Annotated in this window: 19 protein-coding genes; 9 read left to right on the forward strand and 10 right to left on the reverse strand. The window is 43.1% G+C overall.

The annotated features are described in order from the left end of the window. Window positions 1-396: 396 nt before the first annotated feature. Window positions 397-2,184, reverse strand: coding sequence for a hypothetical protein (locus tag KXD93_RS19930; protein WP_258139109.1), 1,788 nt, complete (start codon window positions 2,182-2,184; stop codon window positions 397-399). Window positions 2,185-2,192: 8 nt separating this feature from the next. Beyond that, on the reverse strand, window positions 2,193-2,939 hold the full coding sequence (locus KXD93_RS19935; RefSeq protein WP_258139110.1) for a hypothetical protein: 747 nt from the start codon (window positions 2,937-2,939) through the stop codon (window positions 2,193-2,195). A gap of 224 nt (window positions 2,940-3,163) precedes the next feature. On the opposite strand from KXD93_RS19935, the gene KXD93_RS19940 reads away from it, so the two are divergent. Then, window positions 3,164-3,805 carry a response regulator transcription factor gene (locus KXD93_RS19940; protein WP_258139111.1) on the forward strand — a complete coding sequence of 214 codons (642 nt, stop codon included), beginning with the start codon at window positions 3,164-3,166 and terminating at the stop codon, window positions 3,803-3,805. Here the strand turns inward: KXD93_RS19940 and KXD93_RS19945 are convergent. Together KXD93_RS19945 and KXD93_RS19950 are read right to left on the reverse strand one after the other, a co-directional pair. Further along, window positions 3,786-5,216, reverse strand: coding sequence for a tetratricopeptide repeat-containing sensor histidine kinase (locus tag KXD93_RS19945; RefSeq protein ID WP_258139112.1), 1,431 nt, complete (start codon window positions 5,214-5,216; stop codon window positions 3,786-3,788). The genes KXD93_RS19940 and KXD93_RS19945 overlap by 20 nt on opposite strands. A gap of 148 nt (window positions 5,217-5,364) precedes the next feature. Then, window positions 5,365-7,329: a M1 family metallopeptidase gene (locus tag KXD93_RS19950; RefSeq protein ID WP_258139113.1), complete on the reverse strand. Its 1,965-nt coding sequence runs from the start codon at window positions 7,327-7,329 to the stop codon at window positions 5,365-5,367. 205 nt (window positions 7,330-7,534) lie between these two features. Between KXD93_RS19950 and KXD93_RS19955 the strand changes: the two genes are divergently transcribed. The 4 genes from KXD93_RS19955 (at window position 7,535) to KXD93_RS19970 (ending at window position 10,744) form a co-directional block, all read left to right on the forward strand. Next, entirely contained in the window at window positions 7,535-7,738 is a 204-nt protein-coding gene (locus KXD93_RS19955; protein ID WP_258139114.1) for a DUF2683 family protein, read from the forward strand. Next, the gene (locus KXD93_RS19960) at window positions 7,729-7,986 is read left to right on the forward strand and encodes a Txe/YoeB family addiction module toxin (protein ID WP_258139115.1); all 258 of its coding nucleotides are present in this window, start codon (window positions 7,729-7,731) and stop codon (window positions 7,984-7,986) included. The genes KXD93_RS19955 and KXD93_RS19960 overlap by 10 nt, the downstream gene beginning before the upstream one ends. Window positions 7,987-8,124: 138 nt before the next feature. Continuing rightward, window positions 8,125-10,128: a thioredoxin domain-containing protein gene (locus KXD93_RS19965; protein ID WP_258139116.1), complete on the forward strand. Its 2,004-nt coding sequence runs from the start codon at window positions 8,125-8,127 to the stop codon at window positions 10,126-10,128. A 118-nt stretch (window positions 10,129-10,246) separates the two neighbouring features. Continuing rightward, window positions 10,247-10,744, forward strand: coding sequence for an FKBP-type peptidyl-prolyl cis-trans isomerase (locus KXD93_RS19970; protein ID WP_258139117.1), 498 nt, complete (start codon window positions 10,247-10,249; stop codon window positions 10,742-10,744). Between the two features lie 58 nt (window positions 10,745-10,802). Here KXD93_RS19970 and KXD93_RS19975 read toward each other — a convergent pair whose 3' ends face one another. Then, window positions 10,803-11,840: a LacI family DNA-binding transcriptional regulator gene (locus KXD93_RS19975; protein ID WP_373417367.1), complete on the reverse strand. Its 1,038-nt coding sequence runs from the start codon at window positions 11,838-11,840 to the stop codon at window positions 10,803-10,805. A gap of 123 nt (window positions 11,841-11,963) precedes the next feature. On the opposite strand from KXD93_RS19975, the gene KXD93_RS19980 reads away from it, so the two are divergent. The 4 genes from KXD93_RS19980 (at window position 11,964) to uxuA (ending at window position 17,821) form a co-directional block, all read left to right on the forward strand. Further along, window positions 11,964-13,445 (forward strand): xylulokinase, encoded by a 1,482-nt coding sequence (locus KXD93_RS19980; protein ID WP_258139118.1) that lies wholly within the window; start codon window positions 11,964-11,966, stop codon window positions 13,443-13,445. A 12-nt stretch (window positions 13,446-13,457) separates the two neighbouring features. Further along, window positions 13,458-14,786, forward strand: coding sequence for a xylose isomerase (xylA, locus tag KXD93_RS19985; RefSeq protein ID WP_258139119.1), 1,329 nt, complete (start codon window positions 13,458-13,460; stop codon window positions 14,784-14,786). Window positions 14,787-14,838: 52 nt separating this feature from the next. Beyond that, window positions 14,839-16,524, forward strand: coding sequence for a sodium:solute symporter family transporter (locus KXD93_RS19990; protein ID WP_373417368.1), 1,686 nt, complete (start codon window positions 14,839-14,841; stop codon window positions 16,522-16,524). A gap of 109 nt (window positions 16,525-16,633) precedes the next feature. Beyond that, a complete protein-coding gene (gene uxuA, locus KXD93_RS19995; protein WP_258139121.1) occupies window positions 16,634-17,821 on the forward strand; it encodes a mannonate dehydratase in 1,188 nt (395 codons plus the stop codon). A gap of 34 nt (window positions 17,822-17,855) precedes the next feature. On the opposite strand, the gene KXD93_RS20000 is transcribed toward uxuA, so the two are convergent. From KXD93_RS20000 to KXD93_RS20020, 5 genes are all read right to left on the reverse strand, one after another. Next, on the reverse strand, window positions 17,856-18,533 hold the full coding sequence (locus tag KXD93_RS20000) for a LytR/AlgR family response regulator transcription factor (protein ID WP_258139122.1): 678 nt from the start codon (window positions 18,531-18,533) through the stop codon (window positions 17,856-17,858). Then, window positions 18,533-20,032 carry a TlpA family protein disulfide reductase gene (locus KXD93_RS20005; protein ID WP_258139123.1) on the reverse strand — a complete coding sequence of 500 codons (1,500 nt, stop codon included), beginning with the start codon at window positions 20,030-20,032 and terminating at the stop codon, window positions 18,533-18,535. Before KXD93_RS20005 ends, KXD93_RS20000 begins: the two co-directional genes overlap by 1 nt. A gap of 3 nt (window positions 20,033-20,035) precedes the next feature. Next, window positions 20,036-21,544 carry a sensor histidine kinase gene (locus KXD93_RS20010; protein ID WP_258139124.1) on the reverse strand — a complete coding sequence of 503 codons (1,509 nt, stop codon included), beginning with the start codon at window positions 21,542-21,544 and terminating at the stop codon, window positions 20,036-20,038. A gap of 180 nt (window positions 21,545-21,724) precedes the next feature. Then, complete coding sequence (locus tag KXD93_RS20015; protein ID WP_258139125.1) at window positions 21,725-22,417, reverse strand: toxin-antitoxin system YwqK family antitoxin; 693 nt, start codon at window positions 22,415-22,417, stop codon at window positions 21,725-21,727. 186 nt (window positions 22,418-22,603) lie between these two features. Next, window positions 22,604-25,408 (reverse strand): TonB-dependent receptor, encoded by a 2,805-nt coding sequence (locus tag KXD93_RS20020; protein ID WP_258139126.1) that lies wholly within the window; start codon window positions 25,406-25,408, stop codon window positions 22,604-22,606. Window positions 25,409-25,531: the final 123 nt, after the last annotated feature.

Raw genomic sequence — 25,531 nt, forward strand, 5'->3', positions numbered from 1 at the left:
TGGTGATCATTAACATTGGTACACCAGGCAAAGGGTAAACTTATAACAGGATTAATTATCAAAGTGTAAACTTGCATTTTTTAGGAACGCTGATAATCAGCGTGTTTCACAGTGTTCCGGGTGTTCCATGTGTAAAAATGGAACGCCTTGGAACAAAAAATCCTGCAAACATTGCTGCCTGCAGGGTAATGATTTTTTTTGGACGATATAAAATGTAAAGTTATGACAGGATTAATCATCAAAATTGTAAAGCCTTTTTTTAGGAACGTTGATAATCAACGTGTTTCATAGTGTTCCGGGTGTTCCATGTGGAAAAATGGAACGCCTTGGAACAAAAAACCCTGCAAACATTACTGCCTGCAGGGTAAACTATATCACCATAAAAAAGGTCGGGTTTTAATGGCAGTGCACGCTGAATGTGGCACTGATAGCAATGGTATTGCTGCCCGCATCATACACCGCGCTCCCGTTTATCCCCGCTACCGACGGGAAGGTGAAGCTTCTCGGCGCCATGGTAAACAACGGCGATTCGAACCATTCAAAGCTGTTGTAGGCGTACATATAATATTGGTCGCCGTTGAGCAGCTTGATGCTGTAATGCCCGTTGCTACCTGTTATCCCGGTGCCGAATGCATACCTGATCACGCCGTTAAACACGTAAGCATAGGTCCATGGGTTTTGCAGGATCTTGGCAGCCCCGGCATCGTACAGGAAGAACCATCCCGATGGCAGTAAATTGATGTTTTTGTTTGAGCAATGCCCCTTAATGTCTAGCGTCACGTTAATAAACGACGGAGCCGCAGGCGCACCAAAGTTAAGGTCGATAGAACCCTGGCTGCAGGGGTTAAACAAGCCGGTTTCTGCTAATATTGGCAGACGTGGATTCAGGTACAGGTTAAAGTTACTGATCACCACCTTGCACTGTGCAATGTCTGGTACAAACGGGAACACAACTACATCGCCGTCGTGCACAAACTCGCCGTGGGCGCCGGCAAGATATTGGTTGCCCGGGGTTACTATGGTTACGTCGAACACGCCGCTGTTGCCTGCTCCGCAATGGATGCGCACAGTTAGCGGATGGAAGCAGGTGCCATACGGATGCCCGGCCACGGCCCAGCTCCAGTCGAGGTTAAAGCAGCACAGGTGGCTGGTTTCAAAGTTAGCTACCAGGTTGCCGCCGCTGTCTTTGGTTATGGTTACATCACCTTCGCTTTTCCACTGCCCGGTTTCTTCGGTAAGGCTCCAGAGCGGCACGGTATCGCCGGCTTTAATATCGGCGCCGGTAACAAAGTTGGTGGTGTTGGGGTCAAGCTTCATGCTCACCTGCAGCGGCCTTGAAAAATGCCTCACCTGGGTATTACCTGCAGTCATTTTGATAGACAGCAACCCCGCCGAAACAAAGTTGATGCCATTACCGCCATTAACCTGGTTGCCCGAAGCGTCAATTACATTTGTGGGACTAAATCCGCCGGGAAACGCGCCGAATGAGGTTGTTGAGGTTGCGCTATAATCAACAATGTTTGATTTTAACTGGTTCGAGCTGATAGGCTGGCCGCTTTCGTCCAGCATTTGTGTGCCGGGCTGAATTTTTATTTGTGCCGATTCTACCATGCCTGCACCGGGAGCTAAATTAAGGGTGGTTCCGTCTGATACACCATCGGTTAATGCAGACTGTGTAACCAGTACAGAAGTACCCTTTGGCGGATTTGCATATTCAATGGCGCTTACATCCACTATGGTCATGGTATCCTTGGTTATGGTAATGGTTTGTGTAAGTGGTGCAAAGCCCGGAATTTGTGCCGATACATTAAAGGTAACCGGTGCGCCTGCCGATGGCGCAGCATTAGTGGTTAACGATAGCGGTAAAAAGCCATGCGAGGTTTTGAAGCCCGAAGTTGCGCCGCCGTCCATTTGAACCTTATCGGCGTCCTTGCCGCTGATGGTAACGTCAAAATCGCCCGGCTGAACTGTTGAGCTGCTGTTGGCATTGGCGAAGTGCACCAATACTGGTGCCTTGGCCAGTGTACTTTCGTTAACTACCAGGCTGATATGGTCGTTAGGCTTTTTACAACTGTTTATGGCAAACAAAAGCAGGGCTAATATAATGCCTATAAAAATTACTGTGAGGAAGCTCAATTCCGCGTTGGTTTTATTGAGCTGACTTTTTCTGGTTGTGTTTTTCATTGTCGTAATTATTTAATCCTGAAGTTAAAATTGAGTTGAACTACGGGTAACCAACGGTAACCCTGCATGTTTTGGTTAAATTGTGCTGCTTGTGAATTGTTGTCTGATAGTAATTTGGTGCCGGTAAACGAAGTGCCCGGGCTGGCCAGGTAATAGGTGCCTATATCAATGTTCATATTAAAAAGGCGGTTCGGAAAGCTCTTGAATAAGGCGACGCCTAAATAAGGTGCCACGCCCTTCCAATCAACAGACGCACTTAACGAACCAATTTGGTCCTTATTAAGGGTTTGGCTGCCAAACTGGTAGCTGCCCGACGGGGTTATAATTACGTTTGCATTCCCCTTTACCAGGTATGCTGCGCCGCCAACCAACCGGTAGCTTTTGTTGTTAAATGGGGCGTAGTCTGCCAACAGGTGCAGGTTTGAAAACTTTGCGGAAAGCTGGTCCTCAACCGGGAATGCTGAAAATCCGAACATGTTATTTGCCGTTACCGGGATAATACCGAAACCAAACCTGCCCGATAATTTTGGTGTGATGCCGTATTTAACATCGGCGCCAATGCCCTGGCTGCCAAGAAGGATCTGCACCGATATGGGCGAAACAAATTGCGCCATCGGTTTTTGTTGTGATTCTTCCGGGCTCACCTGTTTATTTTTAGGCTTCGCTACGCCGGCAAAATTTGACGCCGCGTTCTGCTGTGCGTAAACTGTTAGGCAAAGCAGCATTATGATTGTTGAAGTAAAAATATTTTTCATTGTGTTGGATCTTGATTTAAGCTTTAAAAAGTGCGACTTATCGTGTGGTGTCAATCCACTCGTCTGTCGGCTTACACAGGGGTTAAATAATTGCGATTTTTCATTGTGGTTTTTGTTTAGTTTTAACATCACAATTTTAGGCTGATGCGCCAGGGCACACAATACAAAGCAGTTGGTATTTTTTGGGGAGACAGCCGGACCTACTTTTACTATTAAATATTACAATGGAAATGACAGGAGAAAAACTATCGGTTATCATAGCGGACGATCACACCTTATTTATAAACGGCCTGCGCATGTTGCTGCAAAATGAGCCGGATATCGAGATCATGAATATTGCCGCCAACGGTAAGGAATTGCTGGGTTTACTGCACACCCATTCGCCCGATTTGATCCTGCTTGATATCAATATGCCGGTTATAAATGGATTCGATGCCCTAAAAAAAATAAAGTCCTTTTATCCGAAGATCAAGGTGATCATGCTCTCCACCTATAACGAGGAACATTTAATTGAAAAAGCAAAGGCAGGTGGTGCGGATGGCTATCTTTTTAAAAACGTAGAAAAGGATGAACTGCTGCAGGCCATGCATTCGGTAGGGCAGGGGCAATTATGTTTTCCACACAAAACGCCGGTAAACAATTCTGTTTTTGATGACTCGGATTCATTTTTAAAACAGTTTCAGTTAACCAAACGCGAGTTGGAGCTGTTGCAGTTCATCAAACAAAACTACACCAACCAGCAAATGGCCGATCACCTGCATTTAAGCATCTACACGGTTGAGACTCATCGCAAAAACATCATGCAAAAACTCAACCTTAAAAACCCTGTCGAGCTCACCAAATTCATTATTCAATATGATCTGTAAGCTTTGCTTTAAAGGGAATATAGGCTGATACAAGGGTTCCTTTACCTATATGAGCGTCCAGCTCTATCTTGCCTTTTAAAAAGCTGATGCGGTTCTGCATATTGGTGAGCCCCATGCCGGTGTAGTGCGCAGGGTCGGTAGCATCGAAGCCTTTGCCGTTATCTTCAATAGAGAGGCTAATACCCTGTTCATCCCGCAACAGCGAAATATCCAGGCGGCTGGCTTCGGCATGTTTCATCACATTATTTACACATTCCTGCAGAATGCGGTACAGAATGGTTTCTATGGTATCGTTATAAGGCTCATCAAAGCCCCTTGAGAAGAAATTAATAGCGATGGTGTTATTCGCTATGTTTTCAATAAATTGTTTGATTACAACGGCTAATCCGGTCTCATGCAGCGCCCATGGCATCATGTTATGTGAGATGGTCCGCACCTCCTTAAATCCGTCATCCACCAAACCAACGGCCTTGTCAAATCTTTTCTTTTGCTCATCGGTTGCAAATGGTAATTCGCCGCCAATAACGGTAAGGTTAATTTTGGCCGCCATCATGGTTTGGCTCACGCTGTCGTGCAGGTCCTGGGCAATTCGTTTGCGTTCTTTTTCTTCTGTTTGGATGATAGCCTGCATGGCAATATTGCTTTGCTTCAGCTTTGTTTGTTTGTAATAGATATAACCCAACAACAACAGCAACACCAGGAAAATAGAGATCCCCGCCATCCAGTAATTACGCCTAGAGATCTCGAATTGCTGTTGCAGGATGCGGTCTTCTCTTTGTGTTATCTCGTATTTAGTTTGAAGTTCATCAATGCTTTTTGCGTCTTTGATATTTAGTGTCAGACGCTTTTTAAAATAAGCGAGGGACTGCTTGTAGTCACCCATTCGCTCGTACAGGTCGGCCAGTTCGGTTAATGCACCTTTTTGCAGGTCGGCATAATTTATTTGCGTGGCATATTGCAGGCTGTTTTGCAGGGCGTCAAGCGATTTGGGATACTGTTTTTTATCCTTGTACAACATCCCCAGGTTAAAGTAATTGATGGTGAGCGCCAGTGTGTCATTAAGAGATTTTTTGTTGTCGATGGTCTTTAAAATATCCTGTTCAGTTTGGCTCTTTTCCTTCATGCTGCCCAAAACGTCGCCAATAAAATCACGGCTGTAGGATTCAGGCGAGTTTTGTTTTGTTTTTTGAACGATGTCCAATGAATCCTTGATATCAGCCGATTGCCTGAAGTAATCCAGGGCCTCCCGGTAACTATGCTTATGCTCATATAACCTGCCAAGTTCGGTAGCCGCCTTCAGTCGCTCTGTTGCAGGATAATTCCCGGATGCGATTTTTTTTAAACTATCAATGTTCTGACCGCAACACGGAATTATTATCACCAAAAGGAGAAAGGAAAAAAGGTATTTCATAATCCTGTATAAGTGGCCGGTTAAATATAGCGATTATATGAAATGATCGGAAACAGTGGCACTACCGTGTTTATCAAACAAAAAAAGACCTGCCTTTCACAAAGCAGGTCTTTCTTAAAATCCTAAAATTCAATTAAATCCGAAATCATTATTTCCCCCAAACATTATTCTTCCTGTCAACATCAGGAAGCTGCCTGTCCGGATCAAGCTCCATCGATTGAATTTCGGAAGTTGACGGGTAGATGAATGTCCAAACGCTATCACGTTGCCAGATGTTTACCGGCAGGTGGATGGTTTCGGTTTTGCCGTTTACCTGGGTGATCTTCAAATCAACAGGCATAGCCATTTTCTCTTTGTTAACTAAAGTGATCATTGCGCCATTGGCTGCATTATCCTTTACGTATTTAACCGATTCAACAGCTTGATCAAGCTTGTAAGTGGTAAAGAACCATGGTTTAAAGAACCAGTTCAGGTCCTCGCCTGCAGCGTCATTCATGGCGCGGAAAAAGTCGTACGGCAGCGGGTGTTTAAATGCCCAATGCTTAATGTACTCATGAAATGCATAATCAAAACGATCAGGACCTAAAACCACGTTGCGCAGCATATCCAGGCCCAAAGCGGTTTTGTTGTAATATTGGCCGTAATCATTCTGTGCCTCGCTTGGGGTCATTAATGGGTCCTTAGCTTTTCTCATAAAGGCAGCGATGCCATTAGCTGGCCTGGCCTTGCTGTTGAAATACTCGCCATTATTAAATTTCTCTGTGGAATATTCGTTGATGAAAGTATTGAAGCCCTCGTCCATCCACATATATTTACGCTCGTTTGAGCCTACGATCATCGGGAACCAGTTATGGCCGATTTCGTGGGTAATATCGCCAAACAAACCGCCTTTTTTAAGATTGCTTAAGCAGAAGATAGTACCCGGGTATTCCATACCCAGGGCAACACCCGATACGTTTACAGCTGAGTTCCATGGATATTCAAAATATTTACCGGAATAGATCTCGATACTGTTTTTTAAATATTCTGTCGAACGGCCCCAGGAATCAACGCCCGAGCTTTCAGCAGGGTAAGCGCTCATGGCAATACATTTACGGCCCGACGGTAAATTTACCTTTGCGCCATCCCATATAAACGCGTTTGAAGCGCCCCATGCAATATCGCGGGTGTTTTGCATTTTGTAGTGCCAGGTTAAAGTGCCCTTGAACGGATGCGTTGCAGCCTGGTCAACTTCCTCAGGTGTGATCAGCATTACAGTCTTATCGCTCTTGCGCATTTCTTCCATGCGGTTCTGCTGTGTTTTGGTTAACACTTCTGATGCATTTTGCAGATCACCTGATCCAACTACTGTCATGCTTGCAGGTGCGGTTATGTAATAATCATAATCGCCGTATTCGCAATAAAATTCGCCAAGGCCCATGTAAGGCAGGGTGTTCCAACCCTCTACGTCGTCATAAACGCACATGCGAGGGTACCATTCGGCAATTTCATAAACGTAGCCTTGTTTAAACTTCTTGCGGCCCATCCGGTCGGCGCCATAAAAAGGAATTGAAAAGCTGTAGTTGATCTTGACCTGGATCTTTTCGCCTTTAGCACCCATTGGTGTATTCAACCTGATCTGCATGCGGGCGTCAGAGATCACCGGGTCGGTTTTATAAGTATTGCCCTTGTAAGTTACCTGTACCGATTCGATATGGTAACCACCGCGACTAAAGCCTTTTACGTCGAAACGGTCGCCGCCAATCGGGGTAGTTGCTGCACCGCGGGAATCGGGTTTAAATAAATTTTGATCCAGTTGCAGCCAAAGGTGATCCAACTGATCCGGGCTGTTGTTGGTGTAAGATATAGTTACCTCGCCTGTAATTGAAGTATCCTGTGCGGTTTCGTTTAATGATGCTTTGATCAGGTAATCCGCACGGTTTTGCCAGTAATGTTCGCCGGGCTGTCCGCTTGCCGACCGGGTGCCGTCGCCGGTTACTGGCCATGGCGTAGGGGCAAAGATCTCGTTATGGTCGTATTTTACAGAATCGGATTTGGTTTGTGCCGATACCGCTGTGCTTAACAGGAGTAACCCAAAAGCACCTAATAAATAGTTTAGTTTTGAATGCTGCATTTTAATTATAATAATTTGAGGGCCAAATTAACCAAATAAATTATGAATGTGATAATTTGTATTGGGGATGATACATTTGGAGTTATTAGTTGACTAGGTTGATTAGGTGAGTGGTTGATTTGGTTTGCAAATAGCATCTAACTACCCACAACAGTACGCGTTATATTGTTATAATTCTTAATTGGAAATTCATATTTTTGTTATTATGGAAACTTTAATAATGCACCCTACCAATAAAGAGCAGGCAGCTGCGCTAAAAGCGATTGCTAAGGCACTGAAAGTCGCTTTTGAATCGGATAAGGGTTCTGCATATAATCCTGCGTTTGTCGCAAAAATATTGGCCGGAGAAAAGGCAAAAAATGACGGCGAAAAAGGCCTTAAGGTTGATGTGGAAAACCTATGGAAATAGAGCTTTACAAAGATGCCAAGGACGACTTAGAATACTGGAAAAGATCGGGCAATAAAGCTATTCAAAAGAAAATACAACAATTGTTCGCAGATATGAAAGAGCATCCTTTTGACGGCATAGGAAAACCTGAAGCTTTGAAATATGAACTGGCAGGAAAATGGTCAAGACGTATTAACGGCGAGCACCGAATTGTTTATACCGTTACGGCTGATGTTATAAATGTTTATTCATTGAAGGGGCATTATTAAACAGACTTCTTTAATTTCCTACAACCTAACACCGCTTCTAATCTACCAATCTTCCCTTTTTGTAAAACTTTTATCAAATCCAATTGATATTAAATGATTGTGTTTAATATTCGCATTTTTGTCGGCTAATAATCAGCTATGAATCAACTTGCCAATTCCACTTCGCCATATCTGCTACAGCATGCCAATAACCCAGTTAACTGGTTTCCATGGGGGCCGGAGGCCTTGCAAAAAGCAAAGAATGAAAATAAGCTGATATTAGTGAGCATCGGCTACTCGGCCTGCCACTGGTGCCATGTTATGGAGCATGAAAGCTTTGAGGATGTAAGCGTCGCCGCCGTAATGAACGAATTTTTTGTTTGCATTAAAGTGGACAGGGAAGAACGCCCGGATGTTGACCAGGTGTACATGAGCGCTATCCAACTGATGAGTGGCAGGGGAGGATGGCCATTGAATTGTGTCTGCCTGCCCGATCAGCGCCCGATTTACGGTGGTACCTACTTTCGTAAAAATGACTGGACTAGTCTGCTGTTCAACCTGGCCGATTTCTACAAACAGAAACCCGAAGAAGCAGAGGAATACGCAGCCCGCTTAACTGAGGGCATCCAACAATACGAATCGGTACCGTTTGTAAAGGAACAAGCCGAATATAGCAAGGCCGACCTGGACGCGATCATCATTAACTGGAAAAAATATTTTGATAAGGAGGAGGGCGGAATGGGCTCGTCGCCAAAATTCCCGATGCCAAATAACTGGCAATGCCTGATGCGTTATGCCCATTTAATGCAAGATGATAGTGTTGCCGAGGCAGTGAAGCTAACCTTGTATAAAATGGCCTTTGGTGGTATTTACGACCATGTAGGCGGTGGGTTTGCCCGCTATTCGGTTGATGATCACTGGCATGTGCCGCATTTTGAAAAGATGCTGTATGATAATGCACAGTTGATCAGCCTATATGCCGAAGCTTTTACATGGGACCCTGATCCGCTTTATCCTAAAATAGTGAGTGAGATAATTGGTTTTGCTCAAAACGAATTAATGTCGCCTGAATATGGTTTTTTCTCAGCGCTTGATGCGGACAGTGAGGGTAAGGAAGGTAAGTTCTACATCTTTACAAAAAAGGAAATTGAAGAAATTTTAGGCAATGATGCAGAATTATTTTGCATCTATTATAACATCACCGAAAGCGGTAACTGGGAAGAGGAGCATTCCAACGTTCTGTTCAGGAATGAGGGTGACGTTGATTTGGCGAAAAAATTGGGTTTGCCTGTTGAGGAATTACTCGACAAGATAAATTCATCCAAACAAAAGGTATATGAAGCCCGCAGCCACCGTATTCGGCCGGGACTGGACAATAAGATCCTTGCCTCATGGAATGGCTTAATGCTGAAAGGTCTTTGTGATGCTTATAGAGCGTTCAATAAATTGGAATATCTTGATCTTGCTCTTAAAAACGCAGGGTTTATTTTGGATAATTTAATAACTGCTGACAGGTTGTCACGCGTTTATAAATCAACGGATAAAAATCAGGTTGCCTTTCTTGACGACTACGCAAACGTAATTGACGCCCTTATCGCCTTGTACGAGGTAACCTTTGATGAACAATGGTTACACCAGGCAAAAAAGCTTACTGATGCAGCTTTAACCCATTATTATGACGAAGAAAAAGGCATCTTTTACTTCACCGCTAGTGATGATGAACTACTAATAGCCCGCAAGTCGGAGATAATGGATGGAGTGATCCCTGCGTCAAATTCGGTAATGGCACGTAACCTTAAAAAACTTGGCTTACTATTTGACAATGAAAATTATCAGCAGGTTTCAGCCCAGTTGCTCAGGAACATTGTGCCGCATTTAGCACGTTACGGTTCCAGCTATTCAAATTGGATCATGCTGCTGATAGAGGAAGTGTTCGGTACTTACGAAATTGCCATAACCGGTGATGATTTTGAGGCCAGGCGAACAGAAATAGAAAATAATTACATCCCCAATAAAATAATGTTGGGCGGTAAAAAAGGAAGTTTACCTTTGCTGCAAAACAGGTTTGGAGAGGTTACACAAATATTTATTTGTAAAGACAAAACCTGCGGATTGCCTGCAACGGATACGAAAACTGCCTTGACCGGGATTAACGGATTTTAGAGATTTCCGAAAATAAGTACATTTAAATAACACAATAAACAAAATAGAATCATAATAAGCCGGAAGCATCCGATTTAATGCGTTAAATCACTAAATCCCGGTCACAAACACATTTACAATGAAGATTAACCCACAACACGTAGTGTCATTAACTTACGATCTGTATGTTGACCAGGACGGTGCCGAAGTATTGCAGGAAAGTGCAACAGAAGAGCAACCGCTTACTTTTTTATTCGGAGCAGGACAAATGCTTCCGGCCTTTGAAGAAAATCTGAGTGCCCTTTCAACCGGCGATACTTATGATTTCCGTTTAAGCGCCGGAGATGCTTACGGTGAATATGATGAAGAAGCCGTAGCAAACTTGCCTTTGGAAATGTTTAACGAAAGCGGTGTGCCTGAAATTGGAACTGTTATACCTTTGCAGGATAACCAGGGTAACCGTTTCCAGGGAATGGTAGTTTCTGTTGCTGAAGATTCAGTAATAGTTGACCTTAACCACCCGATGGCTGGCCAGGAGTTACATTTTAAAGGAAATATCCTGAATGTACGCCCTGCTACTCCTGAAGAATTATCACATGGCCACGCGCATGGCGCCGACGGTCACCACGCACACTAATTGTTTTTGAAGTCTTAAGTCCTGAGTCGGAAGTCTTTAGTCGTGATGACTTAGAATTTCAGACTTGGGACTTTTTGCTTGACGACGCTCTTACAATAAGCTCCGGTTTTATACTGATGGTTTTTGGTGTAACTGATGTGTCCTTATTTCCCAACTCATCAAAATATAAATTTGCCACTGCCGTACCCATATTCACGCTGAATTGATCTATCGTGGTAATGGAAGGACTTGTTATTTCGGTAAAGGCTTCGTTTGAATAACCGCAAATACCCAACTGGGTTGGCACTTTAAATCCCATCGCGGTAGCTACTTCCAATACACCGAGTGCCGAAAAATCAGATGTGGAGGCAAAAATGGCGTCAGGCGGAGTGCGTAAGCTCAACAACTTTCGCGTTGCTTCTGCCCCGAGCTCCTTTGTCCATGCGTTTTCAACCACAATTGTTTCATCTACTAAGATATTGAATTTTTCCAGGGCCCTCAGGTACCCGATTTTCCGCTGACGGAAGATATTCAGGTTTTGCGGTCCTTCCAGCAGGGCGATTTTTTTATACCCTTGCCCAATTAAATGACAGATCGCTTCAAATGAAGCCTGTTCGTTATCATTTATCACCTTTAGCGTTTCCAGTTCTTCAGCCACGCGGTCAAACTGGATCAGCCGAATGCCTTGGTCCAGTACGTTTTGCAGATGATCGTAATTGTAGCTGTCTGCCGAAACGGAGATCACGATACAGTCAACATGCTGGTTAATTAATGTATTCACACATTTTACTTCTTTTTCATGCAATTCATCCGACTGGCAGATGATTAAATTATAACCTTTTTGATAGGTTATAGCCTCGATGCCGGCTATCACGTTCGAGAAAAAGTTTTGATTAATGCGCGGCACCACAACACCTATTGTCTGGGTTTGTCCCATCCGCAGGTTTGATGCCAGCGTATTGCGCTTGTAGTTAAGCTCGGCGGCAGTTTTTAATACCAATTGCTTGGTTGCCTCATTAACATAGCCATTATTACTAAGGGCCCGTGAAACCGTAGATGCGGTTACATTGAGCCTTTGGGCAATGTCGTAAATGGTGACGCGTTTTTTAGATTTCATAAAGATTTTGTAAAGATGATAAAATATTTTTCTGCAATCGATTGCATATTCAAAAAATAATTTAATTTCGTGCGTTCAATCACCAAATTATAAATCGGCCCTTGCGGATAAATATTAAATAACATGTTATTATTAGGCATTGATATAGGTACATCTTCGGTAAAAGTTTCTGTTGTTGATGCTGCATCGCAAAAAGTACAGGCATCGGCACAATACCCTGATGAGGAATCACCTATAATAGCCCCGCAACCCGGCTGGGCCGAGCAATCGCCTGAGATGTGGTGGGATCATGCACAAAAAGCCATCGCGCTTTGTAATGTAACAGCCGCTTACAATCCTACGGATATTGCCGCTATTGGTATCGCTTATCAAATGCACGGTTTGGTTTTGGTTGATAAGGATCAGCAAGTGTTAAGAAATAGTATTATCTGGTGCGATAGCCGCGCGGTAGAGATTGGCGACAAGGCTTTTGAAGCGATAGGCGAGGAGCAATGTCTTTCGCATCTGCTAAACTCTCCGGGAAATTTTACAGCCTCAAAACTTGCATGGGTAAAAGAAAATGAGCCGGAGATCTACAATAAAATAGATAAAGTAATGCTTCCCGGCGATTTTATTGCCATGAAGCTTACGGGGGAAATTACTACGTCAGTATCTGCCTTGTCTGAAGGTGTCTTCTTCGATTTTGAAACCAACAGCATATCAAAGGATGTTATCAGTTATTTTGGTTTTAATGAAGCTTTATTCCCGAAGATAAACGAAGTATTTTCATCCCATGGTGAACTCTCAGTTTCGGTCGCACAGCAGCTAACTTTAAAACCGGGCATCCCGGTTACCTATAAATCGGGCGATCAGCCAAATAACGCCCTTTCATTAAATGTTTTAAACCCCGGTGAGGTTGCTGCTACAGCAGGAACTTCAGGCGTGATATATGGCGTAACGGACCAGCTGGGATATGATAAGCAATCACGTGTAAACACCTTTGCGCACGTAAACTACACCGAGCAGCAAAAACGCCTGGGTGTGCTTTTATGTATAAACGGTGTTGGCAGTATGTACCGATGGTTAAAGCAAGCATTCGGTGCCGCCGAAAGTTATTTGCAGCTAAATGAAAAAGCTGCTAAAGTACCTCTGGGCAGCGATGGTCTGCGTGTTTTGCCTTTTGGCAATGGGGCCGAACGGATGCTGAATAATAAAATGGTTGGCGCGCATTTTCATAATATCGATTTAAATATTCACAGCCAGGCACATGTTATTCGTGCGGTGCAGGAGGGGATTGCCTTTTCATTTCGTTACGGGCTGGATATTATGCGTGAAAACGGCATGAATCCAACCATAATCCGCGCTGGCAAGAACAACCTGTTTTTAAGTGAATTATTTACCGAAAGCTTTGTAAACATAACAGGCGTGCCTGTTGAACTTTACAAAAACGACGGCAGCGTGGGGGCAGCATTGGGAGCCGGCATTGGCGCAGGTATTTTTTCATCTCCCCAACAGGCATTTGAACACATGCACCCTGTTCAGTTGGTGCAGCCGTCAACCAAACAATTAGAACTCGCTTACCAGGAATGGAAGACATTACTCGAAAAACAATTAGTAAATAAATAATCCAATATCAATATGAGCATCATCTTAGGCGAAAAGGAATTTTTCAAAGGCATTGGCCAGGTAAAATACGAAGGTCAGCAATCAGATAATCCATTGGCATTCCGCTGGTACGACGAAAATAGGGTAGTCGCCGGCAAATCAATGAAGGATCATTTACGTTTTGCGTGCGCCTACTGGCATTCGTTTGTTGGGAACGGCGCTGATCCGTTTGGTGAACCGACCCACATTTTTGCATGGAATGAAAAATCCGATCCTGTTGAACGTGCCAAGGACAAAATGGACGCAGCCTTCGAATTCATCACCAAAATGGGAATGAACTACTATTGCTTTCATGATGTTGATGTAGTTGACTATGGCAACGACGTAAATGAGAACGACCGCCGTTTACAGGCGTTGGTTGACTATGCCAAACAGAAACAAGCTGCCAGCGGGGTGAAATTGCTTTGGGGAACTTCTAACCTGTTCAGCAATCGCAGGTATATGAATGGTGCAGCAACAAATCCCGATTTTCATGTGTTGAGCCATGCCGGTGCACAGGTAAAGGCGGCAATTGATGCTACGATTGCGCTTGGCGGCGAGAATTATGTTTTTTGGGGGGGAAGAGAAGGTTACATGAGCTTGCTGAACACCGATATGAAGCGCGAGCAGGAGCATCTTGCAAAATTCTTGCATACTGCTAAGGATTATGCACGGAAACAAGGCTTTAAAGGAACATTCTTTATCGAGCCAAAACCTTGTGAGCCAACCAAGCATCAATATGATTATGATGCAGCTACTGTATTCGGCTTTTTGCAGAAATATGACCTGTTGAATGATTTTAAATTGAATTTAGAGGTTAACCACGCTACACTGGCCGGCCACACGTTCCAGCATGAGCTACAGGTAGCTGCTGATTCAGGTTTATTAGGTTCGATAGATGCTAATCGCGGTGATAGCCAGAACGGCTGGGATACCGACCAGTTCCCGAATGATATCAATGAGGTTACAGAAATTATGATGATCATACTGGAAGCAGGCGGTTTCCAGGGCGGAGGTATAAATTTTGATGCTAAGATTCGTCGTAACTCTACTGATCCTGCTGATCTTTTCTATGCCCATGTTGGCGGAATGGATGTTTTTGCAAGAGCATTGATCACTGCGGATAACATCCTTCAAAAATCAGACTATTTAAAGGTCAGAAAAGATAGGTATGCTTCGTTTGACGCCGGAAAAGGCAAGGAATTTGAAGAAGGCAAGCTGTCGCTTGAGGACTTGAGAGCCTATGCAATAGACAATGGAGATCCAAAAACGACAAGTGGTAAACAAGAATATCTGGAAAATTTGATAAATAGATATATATAGTTTATAATTGTCAAACCAACATATAAAAAATCTAATTAAATTAAATATGAGCTTGAAAACCCTATCTCTCGGCGACTGGACCGTGTTCCTTGTCTACTTTGTAATTGTATCGTTTTATGGCTGGTGGGTATACCAGCGTAAAAATACCAGCGACGGTACTTCCAAAGGTTATTTTTTAGCAGAAGGTTCATTAACATGGTGGGCGATAGGCGCGTCGTTGATCGCTTCGAATATCTCTGCCGAGCAGATGGTGGGGATGAGCGGTTCGGGCTTTAAGATGGGGCTTGCCATTAGTACCTACGAGTGGATGGCTGCTGCTACACTGGTAATTGTAGCTGTGTTTTTTATACCTGTTTATCTTAAAAATAAGATAGCTACTATGCCGCAGTTTCTTCACCAGCGGTATAATGGCACAGTAGCCATGATCATGGCTATCTTCTGGCTAATGTTGTATATCGTTGTGAACCTCATGTCGATACTTTATTTGGGCGGCGTGGCGATAGCAGGTATTTCTGGGTTAGACCTTAAATTGGTGATCGGGCTGTTGGCCATTTTTTCAATAGTTATCACGCTGGGAGGCATGAAGGTTATTGGCTATACCGACGTTATACAAGTATTTTTCCTTGTATTAGGGGGACTGGCAGCTACGTATATTGCACTTCATTTGATAAGCGAAAAATCTGGTACAACTGGTCTTTGGAATGGGTTTAAAATACTGCGTGCGGATGCCAGTGATCATTTCCATATGATATTTAAGAAGGACAATGGGAACTATCTCGACTTGCCGGGTCTTTCGGTACTTATTGGCGGTATGTGGATCACCAATTTAAATTATTGGGGTTGTAATCAATACATCACACAAAGGGCGCTGGGTGCTGACCTCAAAACAGCCCGGTCAGGGATTCTTTTCGCTGCCTTCCTGAAATTGCTTATGCCTGTGATAGTTGTATTGCCTGGGATTGCAGCATACGTGCTTTATCAAAAGGGTATGTTTCACCAGGAAATGTTAAGCTCAAAAGGTGTTTTAGATGTTAATAAAGCTTATCCATCGGTTCTTAATTTGCTGCCGAATTACCTGAAAGGGCTTTCATTTGCGGCACTAACGGCAGCTATTGTAGCATCATTAGCAGGTAAAGCAAATAGTATAGCTACGATATTTACATTGGACATATACAAAAAGGCAATAAATACCAAAGCCTCAGAGAAGAACATGGTGAACACAGGTAAAATAGCTGTAGTGGTAGCTATGATCTTAGGCGTGTTGTTATCCTTTGTAATCGGAGACATGCTAATGGGCGAAGGAAAACAGGGCTTCCAATATATACAGGAATATACAGGCTTTGTTTCGCCGGGTATATTTGCCATGTTTATTTTAGGTTTCTTCTGGAAAAAAGCAACTTCAAATGCTGCATTATTCGCAACCATAGGTGGTTTAGTGTTCGCTATAATATTTAAGTTTTTGCCGTACTGGACTAATCTTTCCTTCCTGTCGCCGTATGGTTTTTCAAAACTAAATGCTGATCACGTATATGAAATTCCTTTCTTGGATAGGATGGGCTTTGTGTTTATCATCTGTATCGTAGGAATGTATGTTATATCAATGATGGAAAATGCTAAAGGATTACTAACCAATGGTTTAGAAGTAGATGTAAAGATGTTTAAAACGAACAGAAGCTTTGCAATTGGAGCCATAGTAATTGCTGTCATTCTTACTACATTGTATACCGTGTTCTGGTAATACTTAAAATCAGGAATTAAAATACAAGAGTCGGAGGTTAATTTTTCCGGCTCTTTTTATTACCATGTTGATTCTATATAGCTATTTTTAACGCAAATAATATAAACCTATGTTCAGCAATTTAGAACAAACATTCCGCTGGTATGGTCCCGCAGACCCGGTTACGTTAACAACAGTTAGTCAGACGGGAGCTACCGGCGTAGTAAACGCCCTGCACCATATTCCAAGCGGAGAAGTATGGAGCTTGGATGAGATAGAAACACGGAAAAATATTATCCTGGCCGCCGGGCTTACCTGGTCGGTGGTGGAGAGTGTCAATATTCATGAAAGCATAAAAACAGCCGGGCCGCAGCGCGATGAATATATTGAAAAATACATTGCCACTTTAAAAAACCTGTACAAGGCAAACATAAAAACGGTATGTTATAACTTTATGCCAGTATTGGATTGGACACGTACTGATATAGATTACCGCCTGCCAAACGGTGCATCTGCTTTGCGGTTCCATGCACCTGCGCTGGCTGCCTTTGACCTGTATATTTTAGAGCGACCAGCAGCATTTGACGAATTTTCGGTCGATCAGCAAAAAGCAGCGAAGGCATATTTAGATAGTATCGATAATGATGCAAAAAAAACGCTCACCAAAAATGTAATGGCAGGTTTGCCCGGAACAGATAAGGTTTTAACCATTGCAGAGTTTAACGGTCATTTAGAAAAATACAAGGAAATTGATGCCGCAGCGCTTAAGCAAAATCTTGCTTATTTTCTGCAGGCTATTATTCCGGAAGCTGAGCTAATGGGAATAAAAATGTGCATTCACCCGGACGATCCGCCGTTCCCGATATTTGGCTTACCGAGGATAATCTCAACAGAAGAGGATTTGGAGTTTGTAGTTGGCGCAGCCCCATCACGCAGTAACGGACTTACGTTTTGCACCGGTTCATTAGGAGCAAGGGAAGATAATGACCTGCCGGGAATAGTGAGCAGACTCGGAACGCATTTCCATTTCCTGCACCTGCGCAATGTACAGCGGGAAGCCGACGGAAGCTTTTATGAGGCAAATCACCTTGGCGGCAGCACAGATATGTATGCCGTTATGAAAAATATTATACTGGAACAAAAACGTCGTGCAGAAAGCGGGAGGGAAGATGTTGCCATCCCAATGCGCCCGGATCATGGGCACAAGCTTTTGGATGATTTCAGGTATAATACCTTTCCCGGATATTCAGCAATTGGCAGGTTAAAGGGACTGGCCGAACTAAGGGGACTGGAAATGGGAATTAAAAGGAGTTTGTAAATTTGTAGAGACGCAATATTTTGCGTCTCTACCCTTACAACAATATTTTTCCATCAAACGCCCCGCCAACAGGTACCGCCACCTGCCCAATGTGCAACTGATGCCTTTCAATCCTGTCAACTTTGGTTTTGTTAACAATGTAAGAGCGGTGTACCCTCACAAAAACATCACCCGGTAATAGAGAAATAACTTCTGCAATGGTTAGCCTTGACATTATTCTGCGACCATCATTCATAATAAAGCTCATGTAATTACCTGCCCCCTCAAGGTAAAGCAATTCATTAAAAACTATCTTTATTTGTTCGTAGCCGGCTTTTATAAAAATGCTATCAACAACAGGTGCGTTTTTTTGCCTTAACATCAGCTGTTCATTAGCCTTATGGCAGGCCTTCAGAAAACGGGTAAAGGCAAAGGGTTTCAGGAGGTAGTCAATGGCATTCAGTTCGTAGCCGGTTACTGCATGTTCAGCATAGGCGGTAGTGAAAATAACCAATGGTTTTTGTTGCAGACTTTCCATCAATTCGATCCCGGAGATATCCGGCATTTTAATATCCAGAAATATCAGGTCGACAGGTTCCTTAGCCAAATAGTCTATCGCCTTAAAGGCGTCAGTAAAATATTCAGCTACCTCCATAAAAGGTACTTTGGCAGCCAGCGATTTTATCACTTCCAGTGCAAATGGTTCGTCATCTATGGCTATGGCTTTTATCATTAAAGGTATTTTTCTATTTCGGTATAAAGTTCTTCTCCGTCGCTGGGTTGTTTGGCATCGGCCTGAACCAGCTTGCCGGTTTTATCAAAAATAAAGTAGCTTGGATATAGCCGTTCCTTTTTGCCGGGCAACAACTCTTCCCAAAACTGTTGGATCTCCGTATTGCTTTTCCGCAAATGCGTGCCGGTTATCCCGTTCAGGTGAATGAATTTTTTCCAGTCGGCGTCCTTTTCGTCAGCATCCATATCCAGGTACACAAATACAACATCCTTATCCTTAAAGCGTTGTTTCAATCGTGGATTAAAGGTCAGCTCCCTTTTGCACGGGCCGCACCACGTTCCCCAAACGTCTAAATATATTACTTTTCCCTTAAAGGTATTTACCACTTCGTAAATAGATTTTACTTTTTCATAACCTGCAAATACATCAATGTTTTTGAGCTGTTCGTTTTGTTTGCCAAGTAATTCAAGCGTATTTACCTTACGCTGTAATACTGCCATATAGCTGCTGGTAGGGAAATTGCTTTTAAAGCCGTCCATTAGCGGTGTAACATGGGTGATATCTTTTTCGCCGCACTCCTTCCAGATAGTTTGGGCAAGGTATTGTTCGGCTACGCTTTTGCTGAAATACTGCTTCATCAAATACCAGTGGATATAACTTTTCCCATTTCTTTTAACCACGGCAAGCGCGCTATCAAGGGACATATGGTATACTTTCAGGAACGCCTCTTTGCTGCGCGCGTCTGTTGGTTCATATTGAATAAAGATCCTGGTATCCAAATAGCTGATATAGGTTTCAACAAAGTTGTAAAACCAGGGCCCGGCCGGAAAGATCTTCGGTTCGGGTTGAAGACCGTCAAAATTTGCTATGATAAATTCGCCCACCTTTTTTTTATCGGCTGGCATTACACCGCGGGCAAAATAATTTAGCTCATTATAAGCCTGGTAATAGATCTCCGATTCGATCAGTTGTTTATCGTTTGTGTTTAGTGCTGATTTATGTACCCGTGCAATGTTTTCGTCCCTTATGCTGAACCAGGGTTTTACTAATTTTTCCTGCAAATCAGCGAGAGAAAGTTTTGCATAAGGGTTGTTTTTATAATCGCCCTGCAAAAAGAACGGTGGCTCATTCAGTTTTGCCTGGTAAAGCAGCTTGTTTTCTTCAGCGGCCGTGCCGCTGAAGCCGGTGATTTTCCCCGCCGAATCAATTAATAAACTAAGCGATTTTCCCGGACTTAATAAAACCGTGGTCATTAAGTTTTTGTAACGAAGCGTAGCGAATTTTTGTGTTGTTAGTGCAATTTTACTATCAAACTCCCCTTGATTGCTGATCGCTATCCTGGTATCATTTTCACTGTAATAACCATATACTAATGGGATATTTAAGGTTACTGAATCAACGCCTTTAAAGTTTTTAACGCGCCCGCTTATTTTAAATTGGGCAAAGCTGTTGAGGCTGGCCACCAATGTGATGACCATTAAGGTAATTGTCTTTTTCATGTTTTAAGATTTTTGGGCAGTTAGTGTAAGGGATAGATGAATAAAAAACTCTTGTGTGTTTTTCCGGATAACCAGTTCGTGCCTTTGCGGATATAATAATTGCAGGCGCTGTTTTACATTGTCAAGGCCGGTTCCGGAATGGTAGCGCTCTGGGTCGTTTTCTTTTTCGGGGTGGATGCTGTTATGCACGTCAAGGTGCAGGGTATCGTCCTGTTTAAACAGGTTTACCTTTATCCATGATTTTTCCTTCAGGCTGATGCCGTGCTTGTAGGCATTTTCAATAAACGGAATCAGTAGCATCGGGCCAATTTCATAGTAGCCGATGATATCCTCAATCAGGATCTCAATATTAATGTTGGGTGATGAAGCTATGCGGAGGTTTTGCAGATCGATATAATTATGCAGGTAATTGATCTCCCTGCTCAGCGCAATCTTGTCCTGGTTGTTTTCGTGCAGCATAAAACGCATCATATCGCCCAGCTTCTGGATACCCTCGCCGGTTTTTTCTGCATTTTCCATTAAGGCGGTGCCATACAATGTGTTTAATGCATTGAATAAGAAGTGAGGATTGATCTGCGAACGTAGAAACTGTAGCCCTGCATTTGATGTACCTAGTTCTGTTTTTAAGTTATTAAGTTCAGCGCTTCTTTCGCGTTTTACCTTATACAAATACAGGCTAATGGGGACGATAACAGCAATTTGTATCATCCAGATGAAGGAAAATAGCACTACGAAACTTATCCCGGAGTATGACGCTCTGGCCGAATATGCGCCATTGAAGGGAATATTTATAGCCAGCGAGATAAGCACGATTGTTAACCAAAACGGGCCCTTTTCGTTCTGCTGGTAATATTTGGGAATAATGTGATAAAAACAAACAAGGTAGATTATAAAACAGCAGGGGATAATGAGCGCCAGGAAGAAGGCAAACCCCCAGTAAGGCTCAAACACAGCAATGCCAAACATGGCAATTCCCCACAGTAATAAAAACCAAATAATATCGGTAACAATAGTATTGGTTTTCCAGGAAGCCTTTACCTGTTTCAGTGTTAATGCCCAAAATACAAACTGTTTAAAAATTACGTACCCAACTATTGCCGTATTTACGGCAACGGCTACACCTAATTCCCTGAACAGCGAGTCAGGCAGTACATTGTCGTCGTAAGGCCTGTCAAGGCAATCTTTTAAAACAAAAAGCCCCCAGGTAACTAGTATGCCCGCAATAATGGTTAATAAAGCATTGTACCACTTTTGTGCAGTGATGAATTTGTTAGGCAGGGAGCAGGCCACCCAAATAAATGAGGCATATACAGTTACATAAACTATGATAAATGGGAGCATATAGTTTACAAAGAAATTGAAATGGAGGCCTTTCTCCCTGAAACGGACCATGCCCCAGGCGTTTTCCGAATAGCGTCCGGTCCAATAGATGTTAACTGAGCCAAATAGGCTATAAATGGCTATCAATAATAAAACAGTTGCAATGCTGATTTCTATGTTCCTGAATTTCATGATACAAGCTTACCATGATTGGCGCTAATAGAAAATAAAATGTGACTAAGGCTGGAAAAAATGTGACGAATTCGTGAATTCATAGTTGATGGATCATAGTTTATGGTAAAAAAGCAAAACGCAGCGGCTATGAACCATGAACTATGTTCTATGAACCATGAACTATGTTCTATGAACCAATTAAAAAAAGTCTATTGTTCCATCCGTATTTAGCGCACAATGAATAAACACCCGCGCAAGCACAGGTTGCCGGTTTATGGTTGCCGGTAAAAATTGCTTGTCTTCTTCGCTGAACAGGCTCGGTGAAAAATTAATGGTTTGATTATATTGATAGGCCTTGGAAACAATGTGTACCTTGTAGTCGGCGAGCCTGCCGCCGGGGCTAACAAGTAGCTCAACAACTGCATCAAAATAATCAAGGTTAATACCCTCTGTGTCGAAAGGCAGCCTGAAAAAATTGACGTAAGGAATAAATCCATAGTAGATACCGCCGATCCTCAGTGGACGGGTAACCCGCATGCCGCTATCGATAACTGCATCAAACCTGTACTGAATATCCGTGCTTGTATCCAAAGGGGCTTCGAAAATAAATTGATTCTTATCATAATCAAACTTTTCAGCAAGCTTGCCATCGTTATCATAAAAGCTCCACATCCCGGTTTTGGTGCCTTTAGTGTAAAAGCCATCGGCTACTAATACGCGCCGCCTGTAAAAAGCTTTGTATGCACCAACCCTGGTTTGCGGATCGGTTTTTAGCACTTTGTATCTTTCAATCACCGAGTTTGTAATCCAGTTTTTCTTTTCCACAGTGTCCTGTGCAAAGCAAGTGGTTGCAAAAAGGGGTATTAAAAGTAAAAGCAGGCTATATTTCACATCAATTGGTTTCAGCCAATATAACGGATGTTAGATCAAATTCAAAAAATAAAATCAGGAAGCCTATCGGATAACCAGAAATATTCAAGTTGGGAAATAGGTCTCGGATATGAAAAATTAATCTATAGCGATGGGTTTTAAACCCATCGCTATGTAAAAGCCGTTGTCATATCTAATGAATATTATTTATCCGTTTCTTCTTCCACCGCCGCCAAAGCCACCGCCGCGTCTTCCGCCACCACCGCGGCCGCCTTTAGGTTGTGAGCCGGCAAATTTTTGCAGACGCAGCGTGAATGTCAGCATAAAATAACGGCCCAATCGGTTGGTGCGGGTATCTATGATCTGGTTTCCGCTAACGGAACGGGTTATCCCTGTATTTTCATTGAACAAATCAAAGGCCTGGAAACGTAAAGAGGCAATGTTCTTTTTCAAGAACTGGCATTCAATATACGAACTTAGCAGGGTAGGGTTGGCCTTTACCGTACTGCTGAACCCATGGTTAATGGTTTGCACAAGGTTATACCCAAGGATCCAGTTGTAGAAAAAGTAACTGCGCCCGTCAAGTCCGATAGTCCATGTTCTGGCATTTGTACTTATAGACGATGGTAAACTGTATTTGGTTGTATTGATGCTGTAATTACCGCTTACTTCGGTATCCATTACACTATCGATATCAACCCGCAGCTTTGCACCCTGGTTAAATACCCAGTTCTTGCCCAGGTTGCGTTCATCTTCAATGTAAGACACGTTGTTATTAAAAGCGCCGCTGCCATTAACTGTTACGGTGAACTTGCGGTTATCAAATGGTTTTGAAAACGAATAATTGCCGTTCATTGAGTAATAGCCGTTGGTATTTAGGTAATGGGTTTCCTGTTTGGTGCTGGTTGCTACCGTTCCGCTTGTTCCGTTATCAGAAGCAACGGGCGACGAATTGCCTACAATCTGGTTCTCGATGGTGTTAAAACTGAGGTTGGTAAATAACGAATTCCCGCTTGCAATATCAAACTGGTTATACCTGAAATTGATACTGTTGCTGAAAGATGGCTTAAGATTGGGATTGCCATAAACAACATTCTGCGGGTTTGAGTAATCGGGTTGTTCCTGTAGCTGGGCAAAGCTTGGCTGACTGCTGTTACCACTGTAGTTTATGGTAAGCGAATGGTTTCTTTCAAAATTGTATACAAACCTGGCGGTTGGCACAATGTTAAACGTGCTTGTGGATGTATGAAAACTATGCGACTCCCCGGTTAGCGTTGCCGGTTGCGCCGATAACCCTACAGTATAATTGTATTTCGTCTTTATACCACGTAAGTTCAAGCCAAAGCGGTTGGTAACAAACTGGTAATTATACAGTGTGCTCAATGAATCCACGTAGGTTTGCGCACCAGTTGCAGGGTCTATCCTGTAATTGTACTTGTCGTTATCTGTATTGGTGTAGCTGTACGAGTAATTTGCTTCCAGGTAAGTAGTATTTCCCAGGGGCTCGAGGTAAGAAAAATGCAGGTTAAATTTGCTTGAATTGCTGTTGGTATTAATTTGCTGATATAGCGGCGTTACAATACTATCCTGAACGGTGGTATACTTGTCGTTAAAATCTTGCGTATGGTTTGAATAACTGTAGCTGGCATTAATGCTCAAGTTGCGCCCCTTTGTGTGGAACTTGTGGTTAAAAAGCAAGGTTGCGCCGCCGCTTGGGGCCGAACTATTAGTTAACGAATATTCAGTTCCGTTAACTGTTGCTCCGTTACGCATATTGCTGAAAATATCGCTGTTATTATCATTTGATGAGCCATAAGAAAAATTAGGGTTGAACTTCAGGTAATTCAAGGTATCGATCTTATATTCCATATTAAAATCAAAACGATGGTTGATGCTATGATTCTGGTCGATGGTGTTATCATTATTGATTAAGGCTCCCGATTGGAAAACATCCTGTTGTTGCGACGTGCTGGTTGATTTGGTGTCTTTATCAGCAAAACTATAGCTGCCATAAATGGTGATCTTTTTGCCCCAGGCATCGCGGTAATTTAAGCCCAGCGATTTATTATCTGTAATGCCATTTGCTGTACTGACCCCACCATCGCTGCTGCCTCCTCCTCCCGATCTGCCCGACCTTCCTCCGCTGCCGCCGGCTTGGGTAAGGTTAAAGGCATTCGTGTTATTGTTGTTGTCGGTGCCAAGTAATGAGATCTGTTGGTCGTTATTAAATGAATTGGCTGATAACTTGGCCTGGTAGCGACCGTCATTGCCGGCGCCAACTGTACCTTGTCCAAATCTGCCCTTCTTCTTACCTTTTTGTATAGTGATGTTCAGGATCTTGTCCGGATCTCCCGTTTTTATGCCGGTTAAATTGGCCTGGTCGCCGTAATCATCAATTACCTGGATACTCTCCACAATATCAGCAGGTAAGTTTTGAGTGGCTGTTTGAACATCCCCGGTAAAATAATCTTTTCCGTCTACGCGCACCTTCGATACCAGCTTGCCATGAGCCGTCACATTACCATTAGCATCAACGCTAACTCCCGGCAGTTTTTTCAACAGATCCTCGACAGGCGATCCTTCGCGCACTTTATAGGCACTTGCTTTATATTCAATAGTGTCCTCCTTAATAGTGATCGGGATAACCGCGTTTACAGTAACTGTATTAAGCATATTGGTTTGCACTTTTAGCTTTATCGGATCCAGCTTTATCGGCTTGGTGCCGTCTTCCATAACATACCTTCGGGTAAATATTTGATATCCCACTCCCGTAACCGTTATTTTGAAGTTTTTCGACTTGACAATGGGGAAGTCATAAACACCCTTAAGGTTACTTGTTACAGTAACGCTATCTGTGGCGGAGGTAAGCTTAACGTTAACAGCGGGCACGGTGCCCGTACTATCGACTATTACTCCAAAAACCTCGCGCGACGGTGGTTTCGGGGTTTGTTGTGCAAATGCTGTTACACAAAACAGACTCAAAAAAAGAAAGGAAAGTAGGGGAGTTTTCATATCAAAAAAGCTTATAACTGCTTATCGTCCATGAATATAAGTCTCCGGTTTAATAATTTGCCGCCCTGTCATACAAATGTTGCAGTACAGGGCATATGTCATGTAATTGTTGCAAGCAACTGA

Source organism: Mucilaginibacter phenanthrenivorans, from assembly GCF_024721155.1.
In the GTDB taxonomy this organism is placed as follows: Bacteria; Bacteroidota; Bacteroidia; order Sphingobacteriales; family Sphingobacteriaceae; genus Mucilaginibacter; species Mucilaginibacter phenanthrenivorans.